The sequence below is a fragment of the Rhizobium sp. N621 genome, assembly GCF_001664325.1.
Classification (GTDB): Bacteria; Pseudomonadota; Alphaproteobacteria; order Rhizobiales; family Rhizobiaceae; genus Rhizobium; species Rhizobium esperanzae.
The window spans coordinates 231,864-255,002 of sequence record NZ_CP013499.1 but is presented as its reverse complement, the minus strand read 5'-3'; the positions used below and the strand labels follow the sequence as shown (position 1 = coordinate 255,002).

At 62.3% G+C, this 23,139-nt stretch carries 21 protein-coding genes; 10 read left to right on the top strand and 11 right to left on the bottom strand.

Annotated features, from left to right (window positions below; genetic code table 11):
* Positions 1 to 7 precede the first annotated feature (7 nt).
* On the top strand, positions 8 to 1,102 hold the full coding sequence (locus AMK00_RS28285) for a Gfo/Idh/MocA family protein (protein WP_064812512.1): 1,095 nt from the start codon (positions 8 to 10) through the stop codon (positions 1,100 to 1,102).
* 20 nt (positions 1,103 to 1,122) lie between these two features.
* Here the strand turns inward: AMK00_RS28285 and AMK00_RS28280 are convergent, their stop codons facing one another.
* On the bottom strand, positions 1,123 to 1,632 hold the full coding sequence (locus AMK00_RS28280; protein ID WP_064812511.1) for a GNAT family N-acetyltransferase: 510 nt from the start codon (positions 1,630 to 1,632) through the stop codon (positions 1,123 to 1,125).
* Between the two features lie 134 nt (positions 1,633 to 1,766).
* Between AMK00_RS28280 and AMK00_RS28275 the strand changes: the two genes are divergently transcribed.
* On the top strand, positions 1,767 to 2,135 hold the full coding sequence (locus AMK00_RS28275) for a VOC family protein (RefSeq protein ID WP_064812510.1): 369 nt from the start codon (positions 1,767 to 1,769) through the stop codon (positions 2,133 to 2,135).
* A gap of 41 nt (positions 2,136 to 2,176) precedes the next feature.
* Here the strand turns inward: AMK00_RS28275 and AMK00_RS28270 are convergent, their stop codons facing one another.
* Positions 2,177 to 3,097, bottom strand: coding sequence for a helix-turn-helix domain-containing protein (locus AMK00_RS28270; protein ID WP_064812509.1), 921 nt, complete (start codon positions 3,095 to 3,097; stop codon positions 2,177 to 2,179).
* 86 nt (positions 3,098 to 3,183) lie between these two features.
* Here AMK00_RS28270 and AMK00_RS28265 point away from each other — a divergent pair, with 86 nt between their 5' ends.
* From AMK00_RS28265 to AMK00_RS28245, 5 genes are all read left to right on the top strand, one after another.
* The gene (locus tag AMK00_RS28265) at positions 3,184 to 4,458 is read left to right on the top strand and encodes an extracellular solute-binding protein (protein WP_064812508.1); all 1,275 of its coding nucleotides are present in this window, start codon (positions 3,184 to 3,186) and stop codon (positions 4,456 to 4,458) included.
* 83 nt (positions 4,459 to 4,541) lie between these two features.
* Entirely contained in the window at positions 4,542 to 5,402 is an 861-nt protein-coding gene (locus AMK00_RS28260) for a carbohydrate ABC transporter permease (protein ID WP_064806620.1), read from the top strand.
* On the top strand, positions 5,399 to 6,235 hold the full coding sequence (locus tag AMK00_RS28255; protein ID WP_064806618.1) for a carbohydrate ABC transporter permease: 837 nt from the start codon (positions 5,399 to 5,401) through the stop codon (positions 6,233 to 6,235). Before AMK00_RS28260 ends, AMK00_RS28255 begins: the two co-directional genes overlap by 4 nt.
* A 13-nt stretch (positions 6,236 to 6,248) precedes the next feature.
* Complete coding sequence (locus AMK00_RS28250) at positions 6,249 to 7,331, top strand: ABC transporter ATP-binding protein (protein ID WP_064812507.1); 1,083 nt, start codon at positions 6,249 to 6,251, stop codon at positions 7,329 to 7,331.
* 35 nt (positions 7,332 to 7,366) lie between these two features.
* Entirely contained in the window at positions 7,367 to 9,370 is a 2,004-nt protein-coding gene (locus AMK00_RS28245) for an aldo/keto reductase (protein ID WP_064812506.1), read from the top strand.
* Between the two features lie 45 nt (positions 9,371 to 9,415).
* Here the strand turns inward: AMK00_RS28245 and cydX are convergent, their stop codons facing one another.
* The 7 genes from cydX to AMK00_RS28210 all read right to left on the bottom strand — a co-directional run bounded on the left by cydX (position 9,416) and on the right by AMK00_RS28210 (position 17,243).
* A complete protein-coding gene (gene cydX, locus AMK00_RS28240) occupies positions 9,416 to 9,538 on the bottom strand; it encodes a cytochrome bd-I oxidase subunit CydX (protein WP_064806613.1) in 123 nt (40 codons plus the stop codon).
* Between the two features lie 13 nt (positions 9,539 to 9,551).
* Positions 9,552 to 10,706: a cytochrome d ubiquinol oxidase subunit II gene (gene cydB, locus AMK00_RS28235; protein ID WP_064812505.1), complete on the bottom strand. Its 1,155-nt coding sequence runs from the start codon at positions 10,704 to 10,706 to the stop codon at positions 9,552 to 9,554.
* A 6-nt stretch (positions 10,707 to 10,712) separates the two neighbouring features.
* Positions 10,713 to 12,293: a cytochrome ubiquinol oxidase subunit I gene (locus AMK00_RS28230; RefSeq protein WP_064812504.1), complete on the bottom strand. Its 1,581-nt coding sequence runs from the start codon at positions 12,291 to 12,293 to the stop codon at positions 10,713 to 10,715.
* Positions 12,294 to 12,370: 77 nt separating this feature from the next.
* On the bottom strand, positions 12,371 to 14,062 hold the full coding sequence (locus AMK00_RS28225; protein ID WP_064812503.1) for an amino acid ABC transporter ATP-binding/permease protein: 1,692 nt from the start codon (positions 14,060 to 14,062) through the stop codon (positions 12,371 to 12,373).
* Positions 14,059 to 15,789: a thiol reductant ABC exporter subunit CydD gene (gene cydD, locus AMK00_RS28220; protein ID WP_064812502.1), complete on the bottom strand. Its 1,731-nt coding sequence runs from the start codon at positions 15,787 to 15,789 to the stop codon at positions 14,059 to 14,061. The genes AMK00_RS28225 and cydD overlap by 4 nt, the downstream gene beginning before the upstream one ends.
* A 4-nt stretch (positions 15,790 to 15,793) precedes the next feature.
* The gene (locus AMK00_RS28215) at positions 15,794 to 16,372 is read right to left on the bottom strand and encodes a GbsR/MarR family transcriptional regulator (protein ID WP_064806603.1); all 579 of its coding nucleotides are present in this window, start codon (positions 16,370 to 16,372) and stop codon (positions 15,794 to 15,796) included.
* 271 nt (positions 16,373 to 16,643) lie between these two features.
* On the bottom strand, positions 16,644 to 17,243 hold the full coding sequence (locus AMK00_RS28210) for a HupE/UreJ family protein (protein WP_064812501.1): 600 nt from the start codon (positions 17,241 to 17,243) through the stop codon (positions 16,644 to 16,646).
* Positions 17,244 to 17,533: 290 nt separating this feature from the next.
* On the opposite strand from AMK00_RS28210, the gene AMK00_RS28205 reads away from it, so the two are divergent.
* Positions 17,534 to 18,565 carry a hydroxyacid dehydrogenase gene (locus AMK00_RS28205; protein WP_064813179.1) on the top strand — a complete coding sequence of 344 codons (1,032 nt, stop codon included), beginning with the start codon at positions 17,534 to 17,536 and terminating at the stop codon, positions 18,563 to 18,565.
* 52 nt (positions 18,566 to 18,617) lie between these two features.
* On the opposite strand, the gene AMK00_RS28200 is transcribed toward AMK00_RS28205, so the two are convergent.
* Together AMK00_RS28200 and AMK00_RS28195 are read right to left on the bottom strand one after the other, a co-directional pair.
* Entirely contained in the window at positions 18,618 to 19,631 is a 1,014-nt protein-coding gene (locus AMK00_RS28200) for a Tim44 domain-containing protein (RefSeq protein WP_064812500.1), read from the bottom strand.
* 84 nt (positions 19,632 to 19,715) lie between these two features.
* A complete protein-coding gene (locus AMK00_RS28195) occupies positions 19,716 to 20,174 on the bottom strand; it encodes a YbaK/EbsC family protein (RefSeq protein ID WP_064812499.1) in 459 nt (152 codons plus the stop codon).
* 249 nt (positions 20,175 to 20,423) lie between these two features.
* Between AMK00_RS28195 and AMK00_RS28190 the strand changes: the two genes are divergently transcribed.
* Together AMK00_RS28190 and AMK00_RS28185 are read left to right on the top strand one after the other, a co-directional pair.
* The gene (locus tag AMK00_RS28190) at positions 20,424 to 21,770 is read left to right on the top strand and encodes an extracellular solute-binding protein (RefSeq protein ID WP_064812498.1); all 1,347 of its coding nucleotides are present in this window, start codon (positions 20,424 to 20,426) and stop codon (positions 21,768 to 21,770) included.
* Positions 21,771 to 21,835: 65 nt separating this feature from the next.
* Entirely contained in the window at positions 21,836 to 23,137 is a 1,302-nt protein-coding gene (locus tag AMK00_RS28185; RefSeq protein ID WP_064812497.1) for a carbohydrate ABC transporter permease, read from the top strand.
* Positions 23,138 to 23,139: the final 2 nt, after the last annotated feature.

The window sequence follows — 23,139 nt, the reverse complement described above, 5'->3', positions numbered from 1 at the left end:
GGATATCATGGCCAGAAAATTACGCGTCGGCGTTATCGGCGCTGGTATCGCCGCGCGGCACCTGACCGGCTTCGGCTGGAACAAGGAACTCTTCGAGGTTCCCGTACTTTGCTCGCTCGATGAGGATCGCGGCCGGGCGCTGTGCGATGAATTCGGCATAGCGGAATATACGCAGGATGCGGATTCGCTGTTTGCCCGGGACGATCTCGACATCATCGACATTTCGACGCCGCCGAGCTCGCATTTCGAGCTCTGCGGCAAAGGCATCGAATCCGGCAAGCACGTGATTTGTGAAAAGCCTCTGTTTGGCTCGATTGCCGAAGTCGACGAGATGGGCCGCATCCTCGCCCGCTTCCCCGGCAGGAAGCTGATGCCGATCTTTCAGTATCGCTACGGCTCCGGCCTGCAGAAGCTGAAACTGCTGATCGAGCAGGGCCTCGCCGGCAAGCCCTTCCTGACGACGATCGAAACCCATTGGTGGCGCGGCCCGGATTATTACGCCGTGCCGTGGCGCGGCAAATGGGCGAGCGAACTCGGCGGCGGCCTTCTCGGCCACGCGATCCATGCCCATGATATGCTGAACTATGTGCACGGCCCTTGCGCCGAAGTGTTTTCCTATGGTGCGACGCTGGTCAATCCGATCGAGGTCGAGGATACGGCCGCCCTCTCGGTGAGAATGCAGAATGGTTCGCTGGCGACGCTGTCGATGACGCTCGGCTCGCGCAAAGAAATCTCGCGGCTACGCTTCTGCTTCAGCGATCTCGTCGCCGAAAGCATCCTCGAACCCTATACGATGGGCCGCGATCCCTGGGTCTTTACCGCCGGAACCGAAGAGCACCAAGCGCGGATCGATGCGGCGCTCGCCGCCTATGTGCCGGGCGAGGATGGTTATACCCGCCAGTTCGAGCTGTTCCATCGGGCGATCGTCGAAGACACGGATCCGCCGGTGACATTGCAGGACGCCCGCAATTCGCTGGAGTTGGTGACGGCCGCCTATTTCTCTCAGCGCACCGGCCAGCCGACGCCGATGCCGATTGCCGCCGATCATCCGCTCTATCGCTCATGGCTTCCGGAAGAACAGCGCAGGGCTGACGGCCTCTGAACGATTCCGACCCCGAACGGTCAAACGGAGGATGCCGGGCGGCGCTCGGCATCTACTCTGAAACGCTTCTTGATCCGATCGACGGGCGTTCCGTCCAGAAGCGGAACCTGAATAAGCCGGTCATAGGGCTCGAAGCCGATCTTTGTGTAATAGGCAAGACCGTCGACATTATCGGCCCGAATGGTCGCATTGATGAATTCAAGCCCGAGTTCCTCGGCTGCTGCCAGCGTCGCCGGAAAAAGGGCGCGGCCCACGCCTGGTATCTTCGGGTTTACGCGGGCAAATGTTGCGATATCGGCATGACCTTTCGGCGGATCGCCATAGAGGCTCAATGACTGGAAGCCGGCAAGCGACCGATCATGCACCGCAACATGACAGATAAGGGGGAACTCGCCGTCGATGAACCAATCCGCGAATTCCGCGGCCGTCAACGGCGTCTCGAGCGCGGTTGTCCCCCCGGCCAGAATGATTTCGTTCAGGAGACTGCACAGCTCCTCCGCATCGGCGGATACTGCCTTTCGAATGTGCATATGGTTCTGACCCCGTTTTGACCCTCACGGTAGCGGCGACGCCCACAGAGCACAAGCGGCCGCCACGTCTGCTGCCGTCAACGCTGAAAGACTTCTATGAAATCCTTTTGCAATCCGAACTGAGAAAAGCACCCATGCTGAAATCCTTCGAACATGTCGGCATGACGGTCAGTGACATGGACCGGTCCGTCGATTTCTACTGCGGTCTGGTCGGCCTGCGCCTGCATCTGCGCAAGAGGATGGCCGATGGTGCCGAGATCGCTTTTCTCGACGCCGGCGGCGGTATGCTGGAAATTTTCGCACCGGCGGGAGGCGCGGCAAGGGCGGTCGATGTGCCCGAGGGCACGGCCGGTCTGCGCCACCTGACCTTCCTGTTCGAAGATGTCGAGGAGACCTTCACCCGTCTGCAAAAGGCCGGCGTCGAGGTCAAGGAACGGCCGCGCCTGGCAATCAACGCCGAGGTCCTGCACAAGTTCCAGATTGAGCTCGCTGAAAAAAGATGAGTCCTCAGCCGCGTATGGCGGGCGATGAGGCGGAACATGCGTTAATTGCGGAAGGCGCCGGCGGGCATCGTCGTCACCAGCCGGATGTCGCGGCGGAAATCGGACGGCGACATCCCGGCGATGTGGCGGAAGGATTTGTTGAAGGCGCTGATCGAGCCGAAGCCGCTGTCCATTGCCACCTGCAGAACGTTGGCGCCTTCGCTCATCAGCATCGCCTGGGCGCGAGACAGCCTAAGCAGCGTCACATATTTGCTGAGCGTCATGCCGGTCGATCGCTTGAAAAGATTCATGGCATATTTCGGATGCAGATCGGCGGCGCGGGCGATATCGACCGAATCGATGTCCTGCAGGAAATTGGCGGCGATGAAATCGCAAATGCGCGCGACGCTGCGCGAGGAGTTGGGATGCAGCTGATCGCCTTCCAGGCTGGCGGTCGTCTTCGATGTCGTCATCGAATAGGGTTCGAATGCGATACGCTCGATGCGCAGCAGCAGCTCGTCGACGGCGTGCTGAGCCTTGGCGGCGTCGCCTGAGTTGGCATAGCGGAACCAACGGGCGAAGTTGTCGATGTCGGCCGCATCCGTTGCCGAGGTCAGCAGCGTCTCGCCCTTCATCAGCCGGCTTGAAATGCTGATGGGCAGGCGCAGCCGAAAGAAATAGACGAGCGGCAGATGAGCGCCAGCATAGAGCGAATCATCCGAGGATTCGTCCATCTGATGCGGCTGCCCGCCCCAGAACAGGCACATTTCCCCAGCGTTCAGCCGGAATTCGTGGTCGCTCATGCGGTAATGCACGCTGCCGCGCATCACATAATTGACTTCGACCTGCGCATGCCAGTGCGGCATGACCATGACAGGCGGATGGGCGTGGAACATCTGCAGCGCCGTCGGCGAACCCTCAATGCTGCTTGCGCCGGGCTGATAGATTGCGCGCGTGCCGACCTTACTTTCCGCCAAATCCATATTCCCTTTTTAGGAGACAGCCGCTCCCTTGCGGATAGTCTAACCGCGTTCGTGAAAGATCGGCAATTGAAAAGGGAGGATTTTCAATGCGCTTCAAACTTCTCGCTGCGACCGCAGCTCTTGCACTGCTTGCTTCCGGCTCCGCCTCCGCTGAGTCGGCCAATCTCACCATCTGGAGCTGGAATGTCGCCGCATCGGCGTTGAAATCCACGCTTCCCGGCTTCAACAAACAGTTCCCCGATATCAAGGTCACCGTCGAAGACCTTGGCAACAGCCAGGTCTTCGACAAGACGCTCGCGGCCTGCGCTGCCGGCGGCGACGGCGTGCCCGACATTGTCAGCATCGAGAATTTCGAGGCTGAAATCTTCTGGAGCCGTTTCCCGGACTGCTTCGCCAATCTGAAGGAGCTCGGCTACACGGCCGATATCCAGGCGAAGTTCCCCGACTTCAAGCGCACCGAACTTGAGGTCGGCGATGTCGCCTATGCCATGCCGTGGGATTCCGGTCCCGTCGCCGTCTTCTACCGCCGCGACATGTACGAAAAGGCCGGCGTCGATCCGAGCACGATCAGCACCTGGGACGATTTCATCGCCGCCGGCAAGAAGATTTCTGCCGCCAATCCCGGCGTCGTCATGGCGCAGGCGGATTTCAACGGCGACAGCGAATGGTTCCGCATGATCGCCAACGAGCAGGGCTGCGGCTATTTCTCGACCGACGGCCAGAACATCACCATCAATCAGCCAGCCTGCGTCGCCGCGCTGCAAAAGGTGAAGGAGATGAAGGATGCCGGCACGCTGACGGCGGCCAACTGGGACGAGAAGATCCAGGCCAATACCGCCGGCAAGGCCGCAAGCCAGCTCTATGGCGGCTGGTATGAAGGCACCGTGCGCTCGACATCGCCTGACCTCAAGGGCAAGTGGGGCGTTTACAGAATGCCGAGCCTGACAGCCGATGGTCCCCATGCCGCCAACCTCGGCGGTTCCTCGCTCGCCATTTCGGCAACTTCCGCAAACAAGGAAGCCGCCTGGAAATTCGTCAATTACGCCCTCGGTACGAATGAAGGGCAGGTCACCATGCTGAAGGAATTCGGTCTGGTGCCGTCGCTGCTTTCTGCCGAAAAGGATCCTTTCGTCAACGAGGCGCAGCCCTATTGGGGCGGCCAGAAAGTCTGGGCCGACATCCTCGCGACACTGCCGAAGATCGTGCCGAGCCGCGGCACCGCCTTCCAGAGTGATGCCGAAGGAATCTTCAAGGCAACGCAGGCGAAATTCTTCGCCGGCGGCTACCCCGACGCGAAAGCGGCTCTCGACGATGCCGCCAAACAGATCGCTTCCGCAACCGGACTTCCGATCGCGCAATGAATGACGATGCCGGGCGCTTCTCGCGCCCGGCATTTCACCCGCCTGCAGCGCGGTCCGTCATTCGTTCATGAGGAGGAGGCTCGATGCCGTTCAGAACCCGGAGCGCCTATGCGTTCCTCGCCCCCTATCTGCTTGTTTTCGCCACCTTCTGGGTCTGGCCGATCATCGACTCGTTCCTGATTTCCTTTCAGAACACGCGCATCAATCCGTGGAAATACAGTTTCCAGGCCAACTGGGGCCGGCTCTTCTACGACCCCGCCTTTTATAACGCTCTGTACAACACGCTGATCATCCTGGTGATCCAGGTGCCAGTGATGATCGCGCTCGCCACCGTCATGGCCGTGCTGCTCAATTCGCCGCTCCTGAAAGCGCGCCCGCTTTTCCGTTTCGCCTTCTTTGCCCCCGTCGTCGTCGGCGAGGTCGCTTATGCGGCCGTGTTCCGGCTGATGTTCAGCCTCGATTTCGGCATCATCAACAAGATGATTTCAGCGGTCGGCTTCAGTCCGATCTCCTGGTTCGACAACGCCAATGCTGCGATGGGCGTGATCATCCTCGCCGTCACATGGCGCTGGGCCGGCTATAACGCCATCATCATCCTGGCCGGCCTGCAGGCCATCCCCGACGATGTCTACGAGGCCGCGACGCTCGACCGGGTGAACAAGACACAACAATTCTTCCACATCACCCTGCCGCTCTTGAAACCGATCATCCTCTTCTGTGTGGTGCTCTCGGTGATCGGCACCATGCAGCTCTTTACCGAGCCCTTCCTCATCACCAATCGCGGTGGTCCGGGCGGCGGCACGGAGACACTCGGCCTCTTCCTCTACCGCCAAGGTTTCACCTCGCTGAACTTCGGCTATGCCTCGGCGATCGCCTATACGATGGCCGCTCTGGCCGTGGTGATCTCCCTTTTCAATCTCTGGATCGGGAGGGACCCGAAATGAGATCCAAGTCGCAATCCCTTCTCATCCGTCAGATCGCGCTGCACGCTGCGCTGGCGCCGCTGGCGCTGATCTGGCTGTTTCCGCTGTGGATGATGTTCGTCTTCTCGACAATGCCCGACAACGGCATCTTCAATCCCGAGATCGTGCTGTGGCCATCGACCAACTTCGTCGAGAATTTCAAAAATCTGCAGGCCGATACCGATTTCGTCGGCGCAATGGTGATCTCCATCGGCGTGGCGCTTATCTATACCGTGCTCTCGGTGATGCTGACGTCAATGGCCGGCTGGGCGCTGGCACGTTACCGTTTCGTCGGCCGCTCCGTCGTCATCGCCATCATTCTCGGCACGATCACGCTGCCGTTCTCCGTGGTGGTCATCCCGCAATTCATCATGGTGGCGCGCGAGTTCAAGCTGGCAAATACCTGGGTGGCACTGATCGTGCCGCCGCTCTTCAATTCCCTCGGCGTCTTATTCATGCGCCAGTCCTTCTCGATGATGCCGGGCGAGCTCTTCGATGCGGCCCGCGTTGAAGGCGTCAAGGAATGGCAGATCTTCCTGCGCATCGCCCTGCCGCTGGCGCGCCCGACCATGGCGGCATTGGCGATCATTCTCTTCCTGCATTCGTGGAACAATTACCTCTGGCCGCTGCTCATCAATTCCAGACCGGGGATGATGACGGCGCCGGTGGCCCTGGGAACGCTGATCGGCCTCACCAAGGTGTCCTGGGGCGGCATCATGGCCGGCGCGGTGCTGCTGACGGCGCCGATTCTCGTCGTCTTCGTGGCGCTCCAGCGCCATTTCATCGCCGGCATCGCGGCCGGCGCAATCAAGTAATCGGGGAAGCCGAATGGCAGAGCTTTCATTGACCAACATCGTCAAACGCTTCGGCGGCTTTGAGATCATCCATGGCGCCAATCTGGAGGTGAAGGACGGCGAATTCGTCGTCTTCGTCGGCCCTTCCGGCTGTGGCAAGTCCACGCTGCTGAGGATGATCGCCGGCTTGGAGGATATTACATCGGGCGAGCTTCGGATCGGAGGCAAGGTCGTCAACGACGTCGAGCCGGCCGATCGCGGCATCGCCATGGTCTTCCAGTCCTATGCGCTCTATCCGCACCTGACGGTCGAGGAAAACTTGAGCTTCGGCTTGCGCATGAACGGCAACCCGAAGGCCGATACCGAGCGGCGCGTGAGCCATGTCGCCGATATCCTGCAGATCACCGAACTGATGAAGCGGCGGCCGAAGCAGCTTTCCGGCGGCCAGCGCCAGCGCGTCGCGATCGGCCGTGCCATCGTGCGCGAGCCCGAGGTCTTCCTGTTCGACGAGCCTTTGTCGAACCTCGACGCGGAACTGCGCGTGCAGATGCGTGTCGAGATCTCGAGGCTGCACAAGCAGCTCGGCACGACGATGATCTACGTCACTCACGACCAGACGGAAGCGATGACGCTGGCCGATAGGATCGTTGTGCTGCGCGCCGGCAATATCGAACAGATCGGCGCGCCGCTCGATCTCTACGACGATCCCGCCAACCAGTTCGTCGCCGGCTTCGTCGGCTCGCCGAAGATGAATTTCCTGACGGCCGTGGTGGTCGAAGCGCAGCCGGGCAGGGCGGTGATCGCGCTGGAAAGCAACCCGGAGACGCGCCTGCCGGTGCCCATCGCCGAACCGGTCGAAGCCGGCACCAAGGTGACGCTCGGCATCCGTCCCGAACATTTCGCCGATGCAGGGGCGGGCGATGCCGATCTCACAGTCGCCATCGACGTCGCCGAGCATCTCGGCAATACCAGCTACATCTATGCCGCCATCGGCAGCGAGCAGCTGATCATCGAGCGGCCGGAATCGCGCACCGCGGGCAATCGCGAGACGCTGACCGTCGGCCTTCCCGCACGCCACACATTCCTTTTCGACGGCGCCGGTAAACGGCTTCGCTAAACCCCTCCCAAGGCAGAAAGACGAAAGAGGTTTCCATGACTTCCGATCAACCGATCCGCTGGGGCATCATCGGCCCCGGCACCATCGCCCGCACCTTTGCCGACGGCGTCGCCCATTCGCGCACCGGCAAGCTGGTGTCAATCGCCACCCGCAATCCTTCCAAGCCGGGACTTGCCGAAAACTTCCCCGGCGCCCGCATCGTCAACGGCTATGAGGCGCTGCTTTCCGACCCTGAGGTTGATGCGGTCTATATTTCTGTTCCCCATACCGGCCATGCCGAATGGGCGATCAAGGCCGCCCGCGCCGGCAAGCATATCCTGGTGGAAAAGCCGATCGCGCTTTCGGCCTATGATGCTGAAGCCGTTTACTACGAAGCCAAGAAGGCCGGCGTCTTTGCCGGCGAAGCCTTCATGTACCGCGTGCATCCGCAGACGGAGAAGCTGGTCGACCTCATCAAGAGCGGCGTCATCGGTACCCTGCGTATCATTCGCTCCAGCTTCGGCTTCAATATGGGCAGCTACCGGCCGGAGCACCGGCTATTCGCCAACGATACCGCCGGCGGCGGCATCCTCGATGTCGGCGGTTACCCGGTTTCGATGGCGCGGCTGATCGCCGGTGCTGAGGAAGGCAAGGCCTTCCTCGAACCGGAAAAGGTTTCGGGCGTCGCCCATCTCGGAGAGAGCGGCGTCGACGAATGGGCTTCCGCGGTGCTGAAGTTCCCCAACGAGATCATCGCCGAAGTCTCCTGCTCGATCATGGCACAGCAGGACAACGTGCTTCGCATCATCGGCTCCGAGGGCCGGATCGAAGTCGCCGACTTCTGGTTCGCCTCCGGTCACAAGGGCGGCGTCGGCAAGATCGAGATCTTCAAGGGCGGCAAACAGGAAACGGTCGAGGTCAAGGAAGATCGCTGGCTCTATTCCTTCGAAGCCGATGCGGCGGGCGATGCCATCCGCGCCGGCAGAACCGAATTCAGCGCCCCTGGCATGAGCTGGGCGGATTCGATCGGAAACCTGCGCGTGCTCGACCAATGGCGCGCCTCGGTCGGCCTCGAATACGGCGTAGAGAAAGCCGCAAAGCGCACGGCCAATATATCAGGCGGCGCGGTCACGCGTGGCAGCAGCATCCCGCGCCGTGAGATACCCGGTATCTCCAAGCCGGCCTCGGTCGTCACGCTCGGCTTCGAATTCTTCCCGAATTTCGCCGCCGCCTCGCTGACGCTCGATGCCTTCTACGAGGCCGGCGGCAATGTCTTCGATACGGCCTTTGTCTATGGCGCCGGAAAGACGGAGGCGATTTTCGGCGACTGGCACACCAGCCGCAAGGTTCCGCTTGAGGAGATCGTGCTGATTGGCAAGGGCGCGCATTCGCCGCTCTGCTATCCCGATATGATCGCCAAGCAGCTCGACCAGTCGCTCGCCCGGCTGAAGACAGACTATGTCGATGTCTATTTCATGCATCGCGACAATACCGACGTTCCAGTCGGCGAGTTCGTCGATGCGATGGATGCCGAAGTCAAGCGCGGCCGCATCCGCGGCATTTTCGGCGGGTCGAACTGGACACGCGCTCGTTTCGACGAGGCGATCGCCTATGCCGAAAAGACTGGCAAGGCGGCACCGGCGGCACTCTCCAACAACTTTTCGCTTGCCGAGATGCTCGACCCGATCTGGGCCGGCTGCGTCGCGGCATCCGATGATGACTGGAAGAAATGGCTGAACGAGAAGCAGATCCCGAACTTCGCATGGTCGAGCCAGGGCCGCGGCTTCTTCACCGACCGTGCCGGCCGCGACAAGCGCGATGACGAGGAGATCGTGCGCGTCTGGTATTCCGAGCGGAATTTCGGGCGCCGCGACCGCGCCATCGAACTCGCCAACAAGCTCGGCCGCAATCCGATCCACATCGCGCTCGCCTACGTGATCGCCCAGCCTTTCCCGGTCATTCCATTGATCGGGCCGCGCACCATCGCCGAATTGGAGGACAGCCTCTCGGCCCTCGATATCAAGCTGACACCCGATCAGGTGAAGTGGCTGGAAGGCTGATGAACGAGGGAAAGGGCGCGGCTTCGCACCGCGCCCTTTCCATATCTACTTGCGCGTCTGCGACGCCTTCTTTCCGGCTGCGTCGTCCATGAGCTCGTACCACATGGCGTTGAGGACGGCGAAGGCGGCTGCCAGCGGCAGGCCCAGGATCCATGCGAAATACCACATCTTTTCGTTTCCCTCAGTAAGCGTGGCTGTTTTTGTCGGTGACGGATTTCTCATCGACCTTGCCCCACAAAACCTTGTAGACCCAGGCCGTGTAGGCAAAGATGATCGGCAGGAAGATCGCCGACACCACCAGCATGATGAACAGCGTCATATGGCTGGAGGACGCATCCCAGACCGTCAGGCTCGATCGCGGATCGAGTGAGGAGGGCAGGATGAACGGGAACATCGACAGGCCGACCGTCGAGATGATGCCCAGGATCGCGAGTTTGCTGAAGAGCAGCGTCATCACCTCGCGTCTCGCCCGCATGGCGACGAAAGCCAATGCCGCGCCGACGAAGCCGAGAACGGGCGCGACGATCATCCAGGAATGGGCGGTGTAATTGGCAAGCCATGCGCCATGCTCGAGCACCACCGTCTTCAGCAGTGGATTGGAAGGGCCGATCGGGCTGATATCGCTGGTAATGCGATAGCCGCCAACGCCGGTCCACAGGAAGAGGCCGCCAAGGGCAAAGAGCACGATGGCGGCAAGGGCGGCGATGCTGCCATACCTTCTGGCGCGCTCCGCAACCGGGCCGCTCGCCTTCAGCACCAGCCAGGCCGCGCCGTGCATCGTCAGCATGGCGACGGAGAGCAAGCCGCAGAGCAAAGCATAGGGGTTGAGCAGGGCAAAGAACGAGCCTTCGTAGAAGATCCGCATGTCGTCGGCAAAGCGGAAGGGCACGCCCAGCAGCACGTTGCCGACGGCAACGCCGAAGATCAGCGCCGGCACGAAGCCGCCGACGAAGAGCGCCCAGTCCCAGCCGTTGCGCCAGGCGGCGCTTTCCCGTTTCGACCGGTATTTGAAACCGACCGGGCGCAGGATAAGCGCGAAGAGGATCGCAAACATCGCGAGATAGAAGCCCGAGAAGGAGACCGCATAGAGCGGTGGCCAGGCGGCGAAGATGGCGCCGCCGCCGAGGATCAGCCAGACCTGGTTGCCTTCCCAGGTGGCGCCGATGGTGTTGATCGCGACGAGCCGTTCCGTATCGGTCCTGGCGACGAAGGGCAACAGCGTGCCGACGCCGAGGTCGAATCCGCCGGTTGTCGCAAAGGCGATCAGCAAGACGCCGAGCAGCAGCCACCAGATGATGCGCAGGGTTTCATAATCGAGGAGTTCATGGAGAATCATGGCAGGTCACTCCGCGGCCGGGACGAGGGTTTCGGAAATCAGGACGGCTTCCGGCTCGTCGTCCGGTTCCGGTCCCTGGCGGATCGCCTTGATCATCAGGCTCATCTCGATGACGATCAGCACCGTGTAGAGCGCGGCAAAACCGATGATCGTCAGAAGCACGGTGCCGGCGCCGAGGCTGGAGACGGCTGCCGCCGTCGGCAGCACGCCTTCGATCACCCAGGGCTGGCGGCCGAATTCGGCGACGACCCAGCCGAGCTCGATGGCGACCCAGGGAAGCGGGATCGCCAGCACGGCAATCCGCAGCAGCAGCGGATATTTGTCGAGATGGCGCCGCGCCGACAGCCAGAAGAAGGTTGATGTCAGCAGGATGAAGAAGACGCCGAGCCCAACCATGATGCGGAAGGACCAGAAGAGCGTCGGCACATGCGGGATCGTATCACGCGCCGCCTGAACGATCTGAGCGTCGGTCGCCTGGCGGGGATCGTCGACATAACGCTTCAGCAGAAGCGCGTAGCCGAGATCATGGCCGAGATCCTCGAAGGAAGTGCGCACTTCCTGCGCAACCTGATCCTGCGTCGGCGCTGCGCGGATCTGCATCAGAGCGTCGTAAGCTCTGATGCCGCCGCGGATGCGGGCTTCGGCTTGCTGTTCGAGCTTGTCGATGCCGGGGATTTCCGTCGTCAACGATCGTGTGCCGATCAAACCCATGACCCACGGGATATGCACGGCGAAATGTGTTTCGCGCGCTTCCTGATCCGGAAAGCCGAACGCGGTGAAGGCTGCCGGAGCCGGCTCCGTCTTCCACATGCCTTCGATCGCGGCGAGCTTCATCTTCTGATTTTCGGTTGCGAGATAACCGCTCTCGTCACCGAGCACGACGACGGACAGCGCCGAGGCAAGGCCGAAGGAGGCGGCGACCGTCATCGAACGCTTGGCCAGTTCGATATGCCGACCCTTGAGGACATACCAGGCCGAGACGCCGAGCACGAAGATCGAAGCACAGACATAACCCGCCGAGACCGTGTGGACGAATTTTGCCTGGGCGACCGGGTTGAAGACGACGTCGAAGAAGCTTGTGATCTCCATGCGCATCGTCTGCGGATTGAGCGCCGATCCCACCGGGTTCTGCATCCAGCCATTGGCGATGAGAATCCAGAGGGCGGAAAAATTCGAGCCGAGCGCCACAGCCCAGGTGGCGACGAGATGGCCGACCTTCGACAGCTTGTCCCAGCCGAAGAAGAACAGCCCGACGAAGGTCGCCTCGAGGAAGAAGGCCATCAGCCCCTCGATCGCCAGCGGCGCGCCGAAGATGTCGCCGACATAATAGCTGTAATAGCTCCAGTTCATGCCGAACTGGAATTCCATGACGATGCCGGTGGCCACGCCGAGCACGAAATTGATGCCGAACAGCGTGCCCCAGAATTTTGTCATCTGCCGCCAGATCTGACGACCGGTCATGACATAGACGGTTTCCATGATCGCGAGCAGCACGGATAGGCCAAGCGTCAGCGGCACGAACAGGAAGTGGTAAAGCGCCGTCAGCGCAAATTGGAAGCGCGAAAGTGCTACGATATCTAGTTCCATTGTCTTTCTCCCACGGTCCCACGGGGTACGGAGCGTTCCTCAGCGCCGGCCGGCGCGTGAGGGCATGCGGGTCTTGCTCAGTCCGACCGAAGCCGGTCGAGCGCCTTTTCGAACGCCGCCTCCCCACGGCGCGAAATTTCCGAAATACGGCCGCCTTCAATGACGGCGACGCGGTCGGCAACCGCAGCCTCGCGGCGGATATGCGTTGCGATCACCAGCGAGCGGCCTGCCGCCATTAACGACAGCCGTGAGAGCACATCGCGGGCGGTGGCGCCATCGAGGCCTTCGGTCGGCTCGTCGAGCAGCCAGAGCGGCGTGTCGCGCAGGAAGAGCCGGGCAAGCGCCAGCCGGCGCGACTGGCCGCCCGAAAGTCCAAGCCCACCCTCGCCGAGCCTTGTGTCGACCCCCTGTGGCATAGCCTCGATTGCGGCAAGCAGGCCGGCGGCGGCGAGCGCTTCGCGAAGGCGGGCCTCGCTCGCATCCGGGTTCGCAAGAAGAAGATTGCCGCGCAGGCTATCCTCGAAGAGTTCAGTCCGTTGCGTCAGCAGGGTCGCCCTCATCGCGGCGACGCATCCTTTGCTTGCCGGCAACTCGCGGGAAAGCAGAGCGAGCAGGCTCGACTTGCCGGCGCCGCTGCTGCCGATGACGGCAAGGCGTTCGCCCTGCTTGAGCACCAGGTCGATGTCCTCCAGCGCCGGCACGGCGGAATTCTCATGGAAGGCGGACACGCCGGCCAGGCAAAAGGCGTGTCCCGGCAGCGGCGTCGCTGGCGGTTGGGTCTCATCAGCGACGGCAAGCCGCGGTGCGATGCGTCTTGCGGCCAGCAGCGTCCGCCCGAGTTCCAAAGCGCCGCGGCGGAGCGCCGCGAAGGGTTCGACCGCCGCAAAGGCGACGAGCAGGCCAAGGGCTGCGACAGGCGCGCTAATCGCCTTCGTTTCCGCAAGGGCTGCGACGGCAAGCAGCGATGCCGTCAGCAGCAGGGTGGAGACGATGCCGAAGCCGAATGTCAGACCGGTTTCGACGCGGTTCAGCCGATCATCGGCACGAGCGGCATAGCTGTCGGCGGCAGCGATCGCGCTCGTCTGCGCCTCAAGCCGGCCGGCCATCAGCAGGTCGGTCTGGCCGGCGACGAGATCGATCGTCCGCGACCGCAGCGCCTCGATGCCATGGGCGCGCCTGCGGGCGGGTTTGCGCGCAACACGGCCCGCGATCAATGGCAGGCCAAGGCCGGCGGCGGCGAGAAAGAGGCCGAAACACAGGCCGAACAGGGCATGCATCAGGCCCAGCACCACGCTCGCAGCCAGTGTTGCGCCGATCGCGACAGCAGCCGGCACGAGAATGCGCAGATAGAGGGAATCGAGCGCATCGATATCGGCCGTCAGCCGGAACAGCAACCGCGCGGGGCGGTGCAAGAGAGCGCGGGCAGCACCCGGTTCGGCAAAGCCGCGAAACAGCCGCTCGCGCAGCGCGGCAAGCACGCCGAGTGTTGCATCATGGGTCGCAAGCCTCTCACCGTAGCGTGCCGCGGTCCTGACGACGGCGAGCAGGCGGATGCCGGCGGCCGGCGCAAAAACGTCGAAGGTCATGGCCGCCGCGGCCGATAGCCCGGCAAGGGCGGTGGCGGTGACGAACCAGCCGGAGAGTCCGAGCAGCGCGATCCCTGCCGTCACCGTTGCCGCCGAAAGCACGGCGCCGACGAACAGCGCGCGCCGGCGTTCGGCGAAAAACAGACGAAGGATCGGCTTGATGTCTGCAACAAAGAAGCTCATTCGGCCGCCTCCCTCATGGCGAAATCGGCATCGATGCGGATGGCGCGATGCATGCGGGCGGAGAGCAGCGGATCATGCGTCGCGACGATGAGGGTACGACCCCGCGCTAGCGCGAGCAGGCTCTCGGTCACATCAGCCGCCGTGTCGGCGTCGAGATGGGCGGTCGGCTCGTCGGCCAGGATGATCTTCAGATCCGGATTGCAGGCAGCACGCGCGATCGCAAGCCGCAGCGCCTCGCCGCCGGAAAGCCCGATGCCGCCTTCGCCGAGCGGCCGGCTGCCATAGGCGTCTGCAACCTTTCCGAGCTTGGCGGCGGCAAGCGCGTCCGCCACGTCACCAGGTGAGATACCGGGCCTGCCGAGTGCGATATTGCCTGCGATGGTACCGGCAAAGATATGCGGCTTTTGGCCGATCCAAGCCATCGCGCCCCGCAGCGTGGCGGCGGTGTCATCTCCGAGTTCGACGCCGCCGATGACGATGCGACCGCCGACGCAGGGCGCCAGTCCCGATATCAGCGAAAGAAGCGTTGACTTGCCGGAGCCGCTGACACCAAGCAGCGCCAGATGTTCGCCGGCGGCGATATCGAGATTGAACCCGTCGAGAACAAGCGGCCCGTCGGCGCCATAACCAAAGGCGAGATTCTCAAGTCGGATGGCGGGCGCCTCGGTGCTGGCGAGAGCCGCCGGTTCGGCTGACCCCCGAATGGACAGACCTTCGGCTGCAAGCGCGTCCAGGGCTTTCAGCGCCGCTTCGCCGGCCGCCCGGTCGTGCCAGACGGCCGAGAGTTCGCGCAGCGGCTCGAAGAAGGCCGGCGCCAGCAGCAGCACGAACAGTCCCTCTGTCAGGTCGAGCCGTCCTGTCCAAGTGCCGAAACGGATTTCGCCGAGCAGGCTGAAGCCGACATAGACGGCAACCATAGCCACGCCGAGCGCTGCGAAAAGCTCGAGCACGGCGGAGGACAGAAAGGCGATCTTCAGCACGGACATGGTGCGCGCGCGCAGCGATTTCGCCTCGCGACGCAGCCGCAGGGCCGTTGTATCGACCGCGTCCAGCGCACGGATCGTCGTCAGTCCGCGCAGGCGGTCGAGCAGGAAGCCGTTGAGACCGCCGGTCGCGACGAGCTGTTTTGCGCTGGCCGCCTGGGCACGCCAACCGATCAGCGCCATGAAGATCGGAATCAGCGGCGCCGCAAACAGCAGGACCAGCGCGGCGATCCAGGAGACGGGGAGGATAAAGACAAGAATGACGAGCGGCACAAGGCTCGCTTTCACGCGCGCCGGCTGGAAGCGGGCGAGATAGGGCACGATGAGTTCGGCCTGTTCGCCGATGACGCTCGCGGCCTTGCCGGATGCCGGACGGCGGCGGTCGACCGGCGACGACAGAGAGAGGGAAGCGGCTGCGGCCTGCCGCTTCCGGCTGAGGTCGCTCCGCGCGGCGCAAAAGGCCAGGCGACCGCCAGCCGCGTCAAGACCGCTTCTTACCAATCCGAGAACGAGGATGCCGAAGGCCGGCCAGAGAACGTCATGCAGCCCGCCGTCATCGGCGATCCAGCCGACGGAGACGGCCAGCAGCGCAGCCTGTGGGATCCAGATGGCGGCGGCCAGCGCCTGCAGCATCGCCGCATTGCGCAGCCGGCCTTTGCCCGCATCGGCGTGTGGCGGCGCGACCTCTCCAGCCCTCGGCCGTCCATCTGCTTCGTTTGTCGCGTCGAAGAAAGCAGTGCCCATGCCGCTAACTCTTGTTCGCAGGATTCGGCCGACGGCTGCGCCCGAGCGAGATGACCCGGTCCTTGGCCTCCAGAAGCTTCGTCACTTTCGCGCCCAGCGAGAGTAGCGTTGCGAGCCTTTCTGTTTCAAGTTGTTTTACGTCTTCATACCAATGCGTCAGCTGTTCGATCAGCGTATGCATCTCGCCCATGCGCTCCTGCGCATAGCGCTCGGTTTCGCTTGCCGGGCGCTGCATCAGGATTTCGCGCAGAACCGACAGCGTCGGGTCGACCTCCCGCTTCTTCCGCTCCTCGGCGAGCGTCCTCAATATCTGCCAGACATCATCGGGTGTGGTGAAGAAATCGCGGCGATCGTCCGGCTTGTGTTTGAGAAGGACGAGGTTCCAGGCCTGCAGCTCGCGCAGGCTCATCGACACATTGGAGCGCGAGATGCTGAGGGAATCGGCGATCTCCTCGGCGCAGAGCGGCGCGGGGGAGACGAATAGCAGGGCATAGATCTGGCCCACCGTACGATTGATCCCCCAGCGCGATCCCATTTCGCCGAAATGGAGAACAAAGGACTGAACGAGAGGCGGAAGGTTCATGACAATTTCCGTTGCGTCTGTGATTTCAGAAATTTCTGAAATCACTATACAGAGTTTTACCTCCCGGCGACAATCAGCAAGAGGCGCCCTGCGTCAATTTGGATATTGTCAACGCGTCGGATTGACCGTAGCGGATTACGCGGCGCAAGCCTGCGGTTCGTCATCGCAATAATGCAAAACTATGCCCGGCATTGCGTCGCGCATGCCGAGCGTAATTGTCTGAGCGAGGTGCGTCAGCTGCGTATCGGCTTCTTGCCGAGATGCGGACAGATCAGATCAGACCGGCCAGGATGCCCAGTCCCGAGATAGCGGCAAGGCCGCCGGCCGCCCGCGTGACGAAAACGCCTTGGCGCTCGCCGGCGTGGCCGATCACGTAGCCAAGCGCGAGGCCGGCGCCATGCAGCAGTCCGGTTGCCATCATGAAGCCGGCGGCATAGGCGGCGCCGGCAGCATCCTCCGGCATTTCGGCGCCGTGCGCATGGCCATGAAAGATGGCGAAGAGGCCTGCCATGCCGAACGCCGCGGCGAGCGGCGCCCTGACATTGATTGCAATCATGCCCCCCAGAACGACGACGGAAAGCGCAATGCCTGTCTCAACGAAGGGAAGATCAACGCCGGCAACGCCGAGAGCACCGCCAAACGCCATCATCGAGACGAAGGTCAGCGGCAAGAGCCAGATGGCGCGGCCGCCGAGCTGGAAAGCAACCACACCGACCATCACCATGGCAAGGACATGATCGAGGCCGGAAATCGGATGAGCAAAGCCATGACCGAAGCCGGCAGCGTCACCGACGGCAGGATGGGCGGAAGCGACAGCCGGTAGCGCTGCGGCAGCCAAGGCAAGCAGGCCCCTTTTAAGTATTGACTTCATGGTTCGTTTCCTTTGCTTCGACTTCCTGCCGCGGCGAGGCGCCCAAATTGGATGCCTCAAGCTAATTCAGGCAGTTCGAACCGTCAACAGAGAAACCATGAATAGCGTGAGAATTCAATTGCTTATCTGATAGGCAAATGCCGCTTTCAATTGCGTCGGCCACTCATGATCAGCGACGATCAGAGGTTTGCTCTCCAATTTCTCCTCCGCCAACTGGAAACGGCCGCGGCCGGAGGTTATCAATTCTCCAGCCGAGGCAACACAAGCCGCCTGCGACGGAGGAGATGCCGATGACAAATACCGAACGGCCGCTGGCGATCAGCGCGCCCGAGCCGCGCACGCTCGATCTGCTCTTCAGCGATAAGGCACGCGTCGAACTGCATGCGAAATACGAGGTTGTCGAAGCCGATCCGGAGAACATCGCCGGGCTTGGCGACGGGATCCTCGGCAGAGCGCGCTATGTGATCGGTCAGCCGCCGCTCTCTGCGGAAACGCTCGCCAGAATGCCGGCTCTACGCTCGATCCTCAACGTCGAGAGCAACCTTCTCAACAACATGCCCTATGACGTGCTCTTCCAGCGCGGCATTCATGTCGTGACGACGGGCCAGGTTTTCGCCGAGCCGGTGGCCGAAATCGGTCTCGGCTTTGCGCTGGCCCTGGCGCGCGGCATCGTCGATGCGGATGTTGCCTTCCGCGAAGGCAGCGAACTCTGGGGCGGGGAGGGCAATGCGAGCGCGCGGCTGATCGCCGGCTCCGAGATCGGCATCGTCGGCTTCGGTGATCTCGGCAAGGCGCTGCGCCGCGTGCTTTCCGGTTTCAGGGCGCGCATCCGGGTCTTCGATCCCTGGCTGCCGCACTCGATCCTCGAAGAAAGCGGCGTCGAGCCCGCGAGCCTGGAAGATGTGCTGACGAAGAGCGATTTCGTCTTTGTCGTCGCAGCCGTCACCAGTGAAAACAGGGGATTTCTCGGCGCCGAGGCCTTTTCCAGCATGCGCAGGGGAGCGGCCTTCATCCTGCTCAGCCGCGCCGACGTCGTCGATTTCGACGCATTGATGGCGGCTGTTTCGTCAGGCCATATCGTCGCGGCAAGCGACGTCTACCCTGAGGAGCCGCTGCCGCCTGATCATCCAGTACGCAGCCTGAAGGGCTTCGTCCGCTCGGCGCACCGGGCCGGAGCGCTCGACAGCGCCTTCAAGAAGATGGGCGACATGGTGCTCGAGGACATGGACCTGATGGATCGCGGCCTGCCGCCGATGCGCTGCAAACGCGCCGAACGCGAGACGGTCTCTCGCATGCGTTCAAAACCGGTCGCGGTCAACTAAAATGCCGCCCAAGCTGGCCGGTAGCTTGGGGGGCACAAACAGAGGCGTTGTTTTAAGCGGCGCGCTGGCCGGCGCCCTGGATCGCAGCGAGCTTCCAGTCCGCGCCGGACTTGCGCACGAAGGTCCAGATCTCGGTGCTTTCGCTCGGACGGCGGTCGTCGCCGGAAACGACGCGACCGCTATCGCGTTCGACCATCGCATCGATCGAGGAATAGCGCATGGCGAGCGTCGCATAGTCCTGCCCGTTCTCGCGCCAGGCTTCGGCAATATCGCCCTGCAGCAGCTTGACGTCGGAGACACGGTTGCGCACGCCGTTGGTGGCGTTTTCTCCCAGTTCCTCGGCAAGGTAGGACATTGCCTCGGGCGTCGTCAGCCGGCGCAATGCGCCGTAATCTTCGGCGCCGTAAGCGGTCTGCACGCTCGTCAGCAACTCCTCGAACTGGTCGAGATCAGCCTGAGCCAGCCCGATCTCGTCGCTCGGGCGATTGCCGCGCGACGGTTCGCCGTAACCGGCGCCCGAGCCGATCGCCGGGATCTGGAACGACGAATTGTTGGTGGGCGACATGTTGAAGGACTGGCCGTAAGACCGGTTCTGACCGCCGACGCCGTAAGAAGGCTGGCGGCGGTTGGCGAAATAACGCATGGCGAGCATGATGGCGCCGCCGATCAGAGCGATCTGCAGCAGCATGCCGAGGAAGCCGAAGCCGCCGCCGAAACCGTGGCCAAGCAGCATGCCGAGGAGACCGCCGGCGATCAGACCGCCGATCATCGAACGGCCGAAGCCGTTGAAGAAACCCGGGCGCTGCTGGGCGTAGCCGGGCTGCTGCGTGCCATAAGGTGCGGTCGTTTGCGGGCGCGGCGTCATCGAGCGTTCAATGGGGGCAGCCGGGGCAGGCGCCGTGCGGGTAATCGGAGGCGCGCTGAAAGTACGGGTCCCACGGCTTCCGAACCCGCCGAAGCCGCCGGCGCGGCGCGCATCGGCATCGCTGATCGTGGCAAAAACGGTAGCGCTCGTCAGTACGGCAATGGCCGCCATCTTTGCAAAACGCGAAACGGCACTCGGCATTTCTGGTCTCCTGTCATGCACAATCACGGCATGTCGGGATAGAATATAGGTCGTCTTTCCTCTGTTTGAAGTTTTTCGACCGTTTTACTGACAAACATCGACCCAGCTGGCGCCGGTCAGCTCGGCAAGCCGTCCTGTGGCGATGCGCACGGCCGAATTGGTCGAGCCGGCCGCCGGCACCACTTCGTCGAAGCGTTTCAGCGAAATATCGCAATAGATCGGCAGCGGCGAGGGCAGGCCGAACGGGCAGACACCGCCGACAGGATGGCTGGTGACCGCCACGACCTCTTCGGCATCGAGCATGCGCCCCTTAGCCCCGAAAGTATCCTTGAATTTGCGATTGTCGAGCCGCGCCGTACCGCCGGCAACAACCAGCATCATCTGATCGCCGACGCGCAGGCAGATCGTCTTGGCGATCTGGGCGGGCTCGACGCCATGGGCTTCGGCGGCAAGCGCCACCGTCGAGGAGCTCTCGGCGGTTTCGATGATTTCGATGTCGGGTGCGTGGGTGCCGAGGAAGGCGCGGACGGATTCAAGGCTCATAGGTGCGATGCTAGACCAGGAAACGCGCAATTTGAAGCGTAAAAGATGCCCGCCGAACACCGCCGCTTGCAAGTGCCGTGGACATCGTCATAATAATTTTGCACACGTGCTCAATTTTGTCATTCGGCCGTTACGTTCAGCCCATAGAGCGGGACTTGTCACGTTTTCGCGGGCTCTCGAAGCGGTCGTCAACACCAGTGATGACCCGTCAAAGAGGCCTCACACTGCTCTTCTGGGGAGATGAAGAAGATGACCATTTTGCCGACATTGAAATCCCTTACGATCGCGGCTGCCATCCTGGCCTCGACCTCCGTATTCGCACTCGCCAAGGACGTTACAATCAGCGTCTGGGCCGGCGGCACCGGCCCGAACGACGTCTATCGTCTCGATGCCATCGAGATCGCGGCCCAGCAGCTGCAGCGCGAAGCCGCGCTCAAGGGCGAAGATCTGAAAATCACCGTCGAAAAGAAGCCGTATAGCGCTTGGGAAGACTTCAAACAGGCGCTGACCCTTGCCGCAGAAGCCAAGACCGCTCCGAACATCGTCGTCAGCGGCCACGAGGACATCGCACCCTGGTCGCAATCCGGCCTGATCGTTCCGATCGAAGATTATGTCGACCTCGATTCCTGGCCGCTCAACGGCATCTATGAAAATCTTCTGAAGATCGCCTCCTACAACGGCACCGTCTACGGCATCCCGCAGGATGCCGAATCCCGGCCGATGTTCTTCTGGAAGCCGTATATGAAGGCGATCGGCTACAGCGACGCCGATCTCGACGCCCTGCCGCAGAACGTGCAGGACGGCAAGTATACGATGAAGAACCTCCTCGAAGACGCCAAGAAGATGCAGGACAAGGGCCTCGTCCAGCCCGGCTACGGCTTTTATCCGCGCACCAGCAACGGCCCGGATTACTGGCAGTTCTACACCAGCTTCGGCGGCACGATGGAAGAAGGCGGCAAGCTTGTCTTCGACAAGGCGGCGATGGCCCGCACCTACCAGTTCTTCGCCGATGCCGTTAAATCAGGCGTCACCAAGAAGAACCACATCGGAATGCCGGGCGACCAGTGGTGGAAGGAAGTCGCCACTGGCAAGGCCGGCATCTGGGACGGCGGCACCTGGCACTATGCCCGCCTCGTCAACCAGGAAGGCCTCAAGGATTTCTTCGGCAACGTGATCTTCACGCTGATCCCGGCCGGCGAAGGCGGCAAGGCCAACACGCTGACGCATCCGCTCGTCTACCTCCTGACCGCAGGTCACGACAAGGAGGACACCGATATCGCCGCCAAGCTGATCACGATCGCCTCGGAGCCGCGCATCAACGCGTTGCATGCGGTCAAGTCAGCCCATCTCGGCATCTCGGAGGCGGAGTCGGAAGTGGATTTTTACTCGGCTGACCGGTGGACCCGCGAAGCCACCGAACGCCTGCTGCCGCATGCCAATGCCATGCCGAACAATTCCGATTTCGGCACCTATTGGAACATCATGTGGAAGAACCTCGAAGCTTCCTGGACCGGCGCCAAGACCGTCGAGGCCGCCATCGGCGATGCCGAAAGCGAGCTGAAAAGCACGCTCGGCGACAAGATCGTCATCCGCTAAGGTCGAAGCATCCCTCCGGGCGGCGGCGATCCCGCCGCCCGATCGATCCCTTCGAGGAGGCTTCCATGAAATCGTCCAGAACGCTCGGACTGGTGATGATCGCGCCTGCGGCGGTCATGATCTTGCTCTTTTTCCTGATGCCGGTCGTTCTGACAGCGGTCTTCTCCATGACCAACATGACCACGGCGACCGGCATTTCAGGGGGCGTCTATCAGATCGCACCCAATTCGCTGATCACGCTGAAATCGGCGATGCCGGAGATCGCCGCCGAGATGGCCGAGCCGCGCTACACGATCGACGAAGCCGGCCTCAAGGCGGTGGAGGGCCTCGGCCTTGCGCCTGCGATCGCGGCGGAGTTGCGTGCCAAACACGCCGGCGAGGTCTTTGCGACGCGGCGCGACGTCGAACGCATGATCAAGGATCTTACCGAACGGCCTTCGACGCGCGAGGTCAAGCAGATCTCCGAACAGTTCAACCGCTCCGTCCTCAACACGCGCTTCGACAGCAAGGAACAGCTGTTTTCGTCGCTGGACGGTCTGGGTTTCAAGCTGACGCCGGAGCAAAAGGAAACCGTCGCCAAGACCACCTATACCGGCTGGACCTGGACGACCGACAATTTCTCTCGCATGGCCAGCTCGCCCGACATGGCGCGTGTGCTTTTCAATACCGTGCTCTATGTCGCGCTGGTATTGATGCTCTTCAACGTCGGTTATGCGCTGCTGCTTGCCATCTGGACGCATTACATGCCTCCGACGCGGGCCTCGATCTTTCGCGGCATCTGGCTCCTGCCGCGCATCACGCCCGTCGTCATCTACGTCATGCTGTGGAAGTGGCTCGCCTGGGACAGCGGCTTCATTTCGATCCTGATGGGCAAGTTCGACTACCCCCCGAAGAACTACCTGCTCGATACCGCCTATAATGCCTGGTTCTTCGTCGTGCTGATCAACGGCTTCATCGGCGCCTCCATGGGCATGCTGGTGTTCTCGTCGGCGATGAAGGCCATCCCGAAGAGCCAGTTCTATGCGAGCGAGGTCGACGGCGCCTCACGCTGGCAGCAGATCCGCTACATCATCCTGCCCCAGATGCGCTGGCCGATCCTCTTCGTCACCTGCTATCAGACGCTGTCGCTGCTCGCCTCCTTCAATGAAATCCTGCTCGCCACCAATGGCGGGCCGGGCAATGCGACCGAGGTCTGGGCGCTCTCCGCCTATCACACCGCACTCAGAAACTATGCCGGCAATCTCGAATACGGGCTGGGTGCCGCCATGGCGCTGGTGCTCGTCGTCATCGGCGTGGTGCTGTCGCTGCTTTATCTGCGCGTCTTCAACTATGGCACGCTTGTCGCCAAGCCCTTGATCGAGGATTGACC

Coding starts and splice junctions, on each gene's coding strand:
- AMK00_RS28285 (WP_064812512.1), top strand. CDS start 8: ATGGCCAGAAAATTACGCGTCGGCGTTATCGGCGCTGGTATCGCCGCG.
- AMK00_RS28280 (WP_064812511.1), bottom strand. CDS start 1,632: ATGCACATTCGAAAGGCAGTATCCGCCGATGCGGAGGAGCTGTGCAGT.
- AMK00_RS28275 (WP_064812510.1), top strand. CDS start 1,767: ATGCTGAAATCCTTCGAACATGTCGGCATGACGGTCAGTGACATGGAC.
- AMK00_RS28270 (WP_064812509.1), bottom strand. CDS start 3,097: ATGGATTTGGCGGAAAGTAAGGTCGGCACGCGCGCAATCTATCAGCCC.
- AMK00_RS28265 (WP_064812508.1), top strand. CDS start 3,184: ATGCGCTTCAAACTTCTCGCTGCGACCGCAGCTCTTGCACTGCTTGCT.
- AMK00_RS28260 (WP_064806620.1), top strand. CDS start 4,542: ATGCCGTTCAGAACCCGGAGCGCCTATGCGTTCCTCGCCCCCTATCTG.
- AMK00_RS28255 (WP_064806618.1), top strand. CDS start 5,399: ATGAGATCCAAGTCGCAATCCCTTCTCATCCGTCAGATCGCGCTGCAC.
- AMK00_RS28250 (WP_064812507.1), top strand. CDS start 6,249: ATGGCAGAGCTTTCATTGACCAACATCGTCAAACGCTTCGGCGGCTTT.
- AMK00_RS28245 (WP_064812506.1), top strand. CDS start 7,367: ATGACTTCCGATCAACCGATCCGCTGGGGCATCATCGGCCCCGGCACC.
- cydX (WP_064806613.1), bottom strand. CDS start 9,538: ATGTGGTATTTCGCATGGATCCTGGGCCTGCCGCTGGCAGCCGCCTTC.
- cydB (WP_064812505.1), bottom strand. CDS start 10,706: ATGATTCTCCATGAACTCCTCGATTATGAAACCCTGCGCATCATCTGG.
- AMK00_RS28230 (WP_064812504.1), bottom strand. CDS start 12,293: ATGGAACTAGATATCGTAGCACTTTCGCGCTTCCAATTTGCGCTGACG.
- AMK00_RS28225 (WP_064812503.1), bottom strand. CDS start 14,062: ATGAGCTTCTTTGTTGCAGACATCAAGCCGATCCTTCGTCTGTTTTTC.
- cydD (WP_064812502.1), bottom strand. CDS start 15,789: ATGGGCACTGCTTTCTTCGACGCGACAAACGAAGCAGATGGACGGCCG.
- AMK00_RS28215 (WP_064806603.1), bottom strand. CDS start 16,372: ATGAACCTTCCGCCTCTCGTTCAGTCCTTTGTTCTCCATTTCGGCGAA.
- AMK00_RS28210 (WP_064812501.1), bottom strand. CDS start 17,243: ATGAAGTCAATACTTAAAAGGGGCCTGCTTGCCTTGGCTGCCGCAGCG.
- AMK00_RS28205 (WP_064813179.1), top strand. CDS start 17,534: ATGACAAATACCGAACGGCCGCTGGCGATCAGCGCGCCCGAGCCGCGC.
- AMK00_RS28200 (WP_064812500.1), bottom strand. CDS start 19,631: ATGCCGAGTGCCGTTTCGCGTTTTGCAAAGATGGCGGCCATTGCCGTA.
- AMK00_RS28195 (WP_064812499.1), bottom strand. CDS start 20,174: ATGAGCCTTGAATCCGTCCGCGCCTTCCTCGGCACCCACGCACCCGAC.
- AMK00_RS28190 (WP_064812498.1), top strand. CDS start 20,424: ATGACCATTTTGCCGACATTGAAATCCCTTACGATCGCGGCTGCCATC.
- AMK00_RS28185 (WP_064812497.1), top strand. CDS start 21,836: ATGAAATCGTCCAGAACGCTCGGACTGGTGATGATCGCGCCTGCGGCG.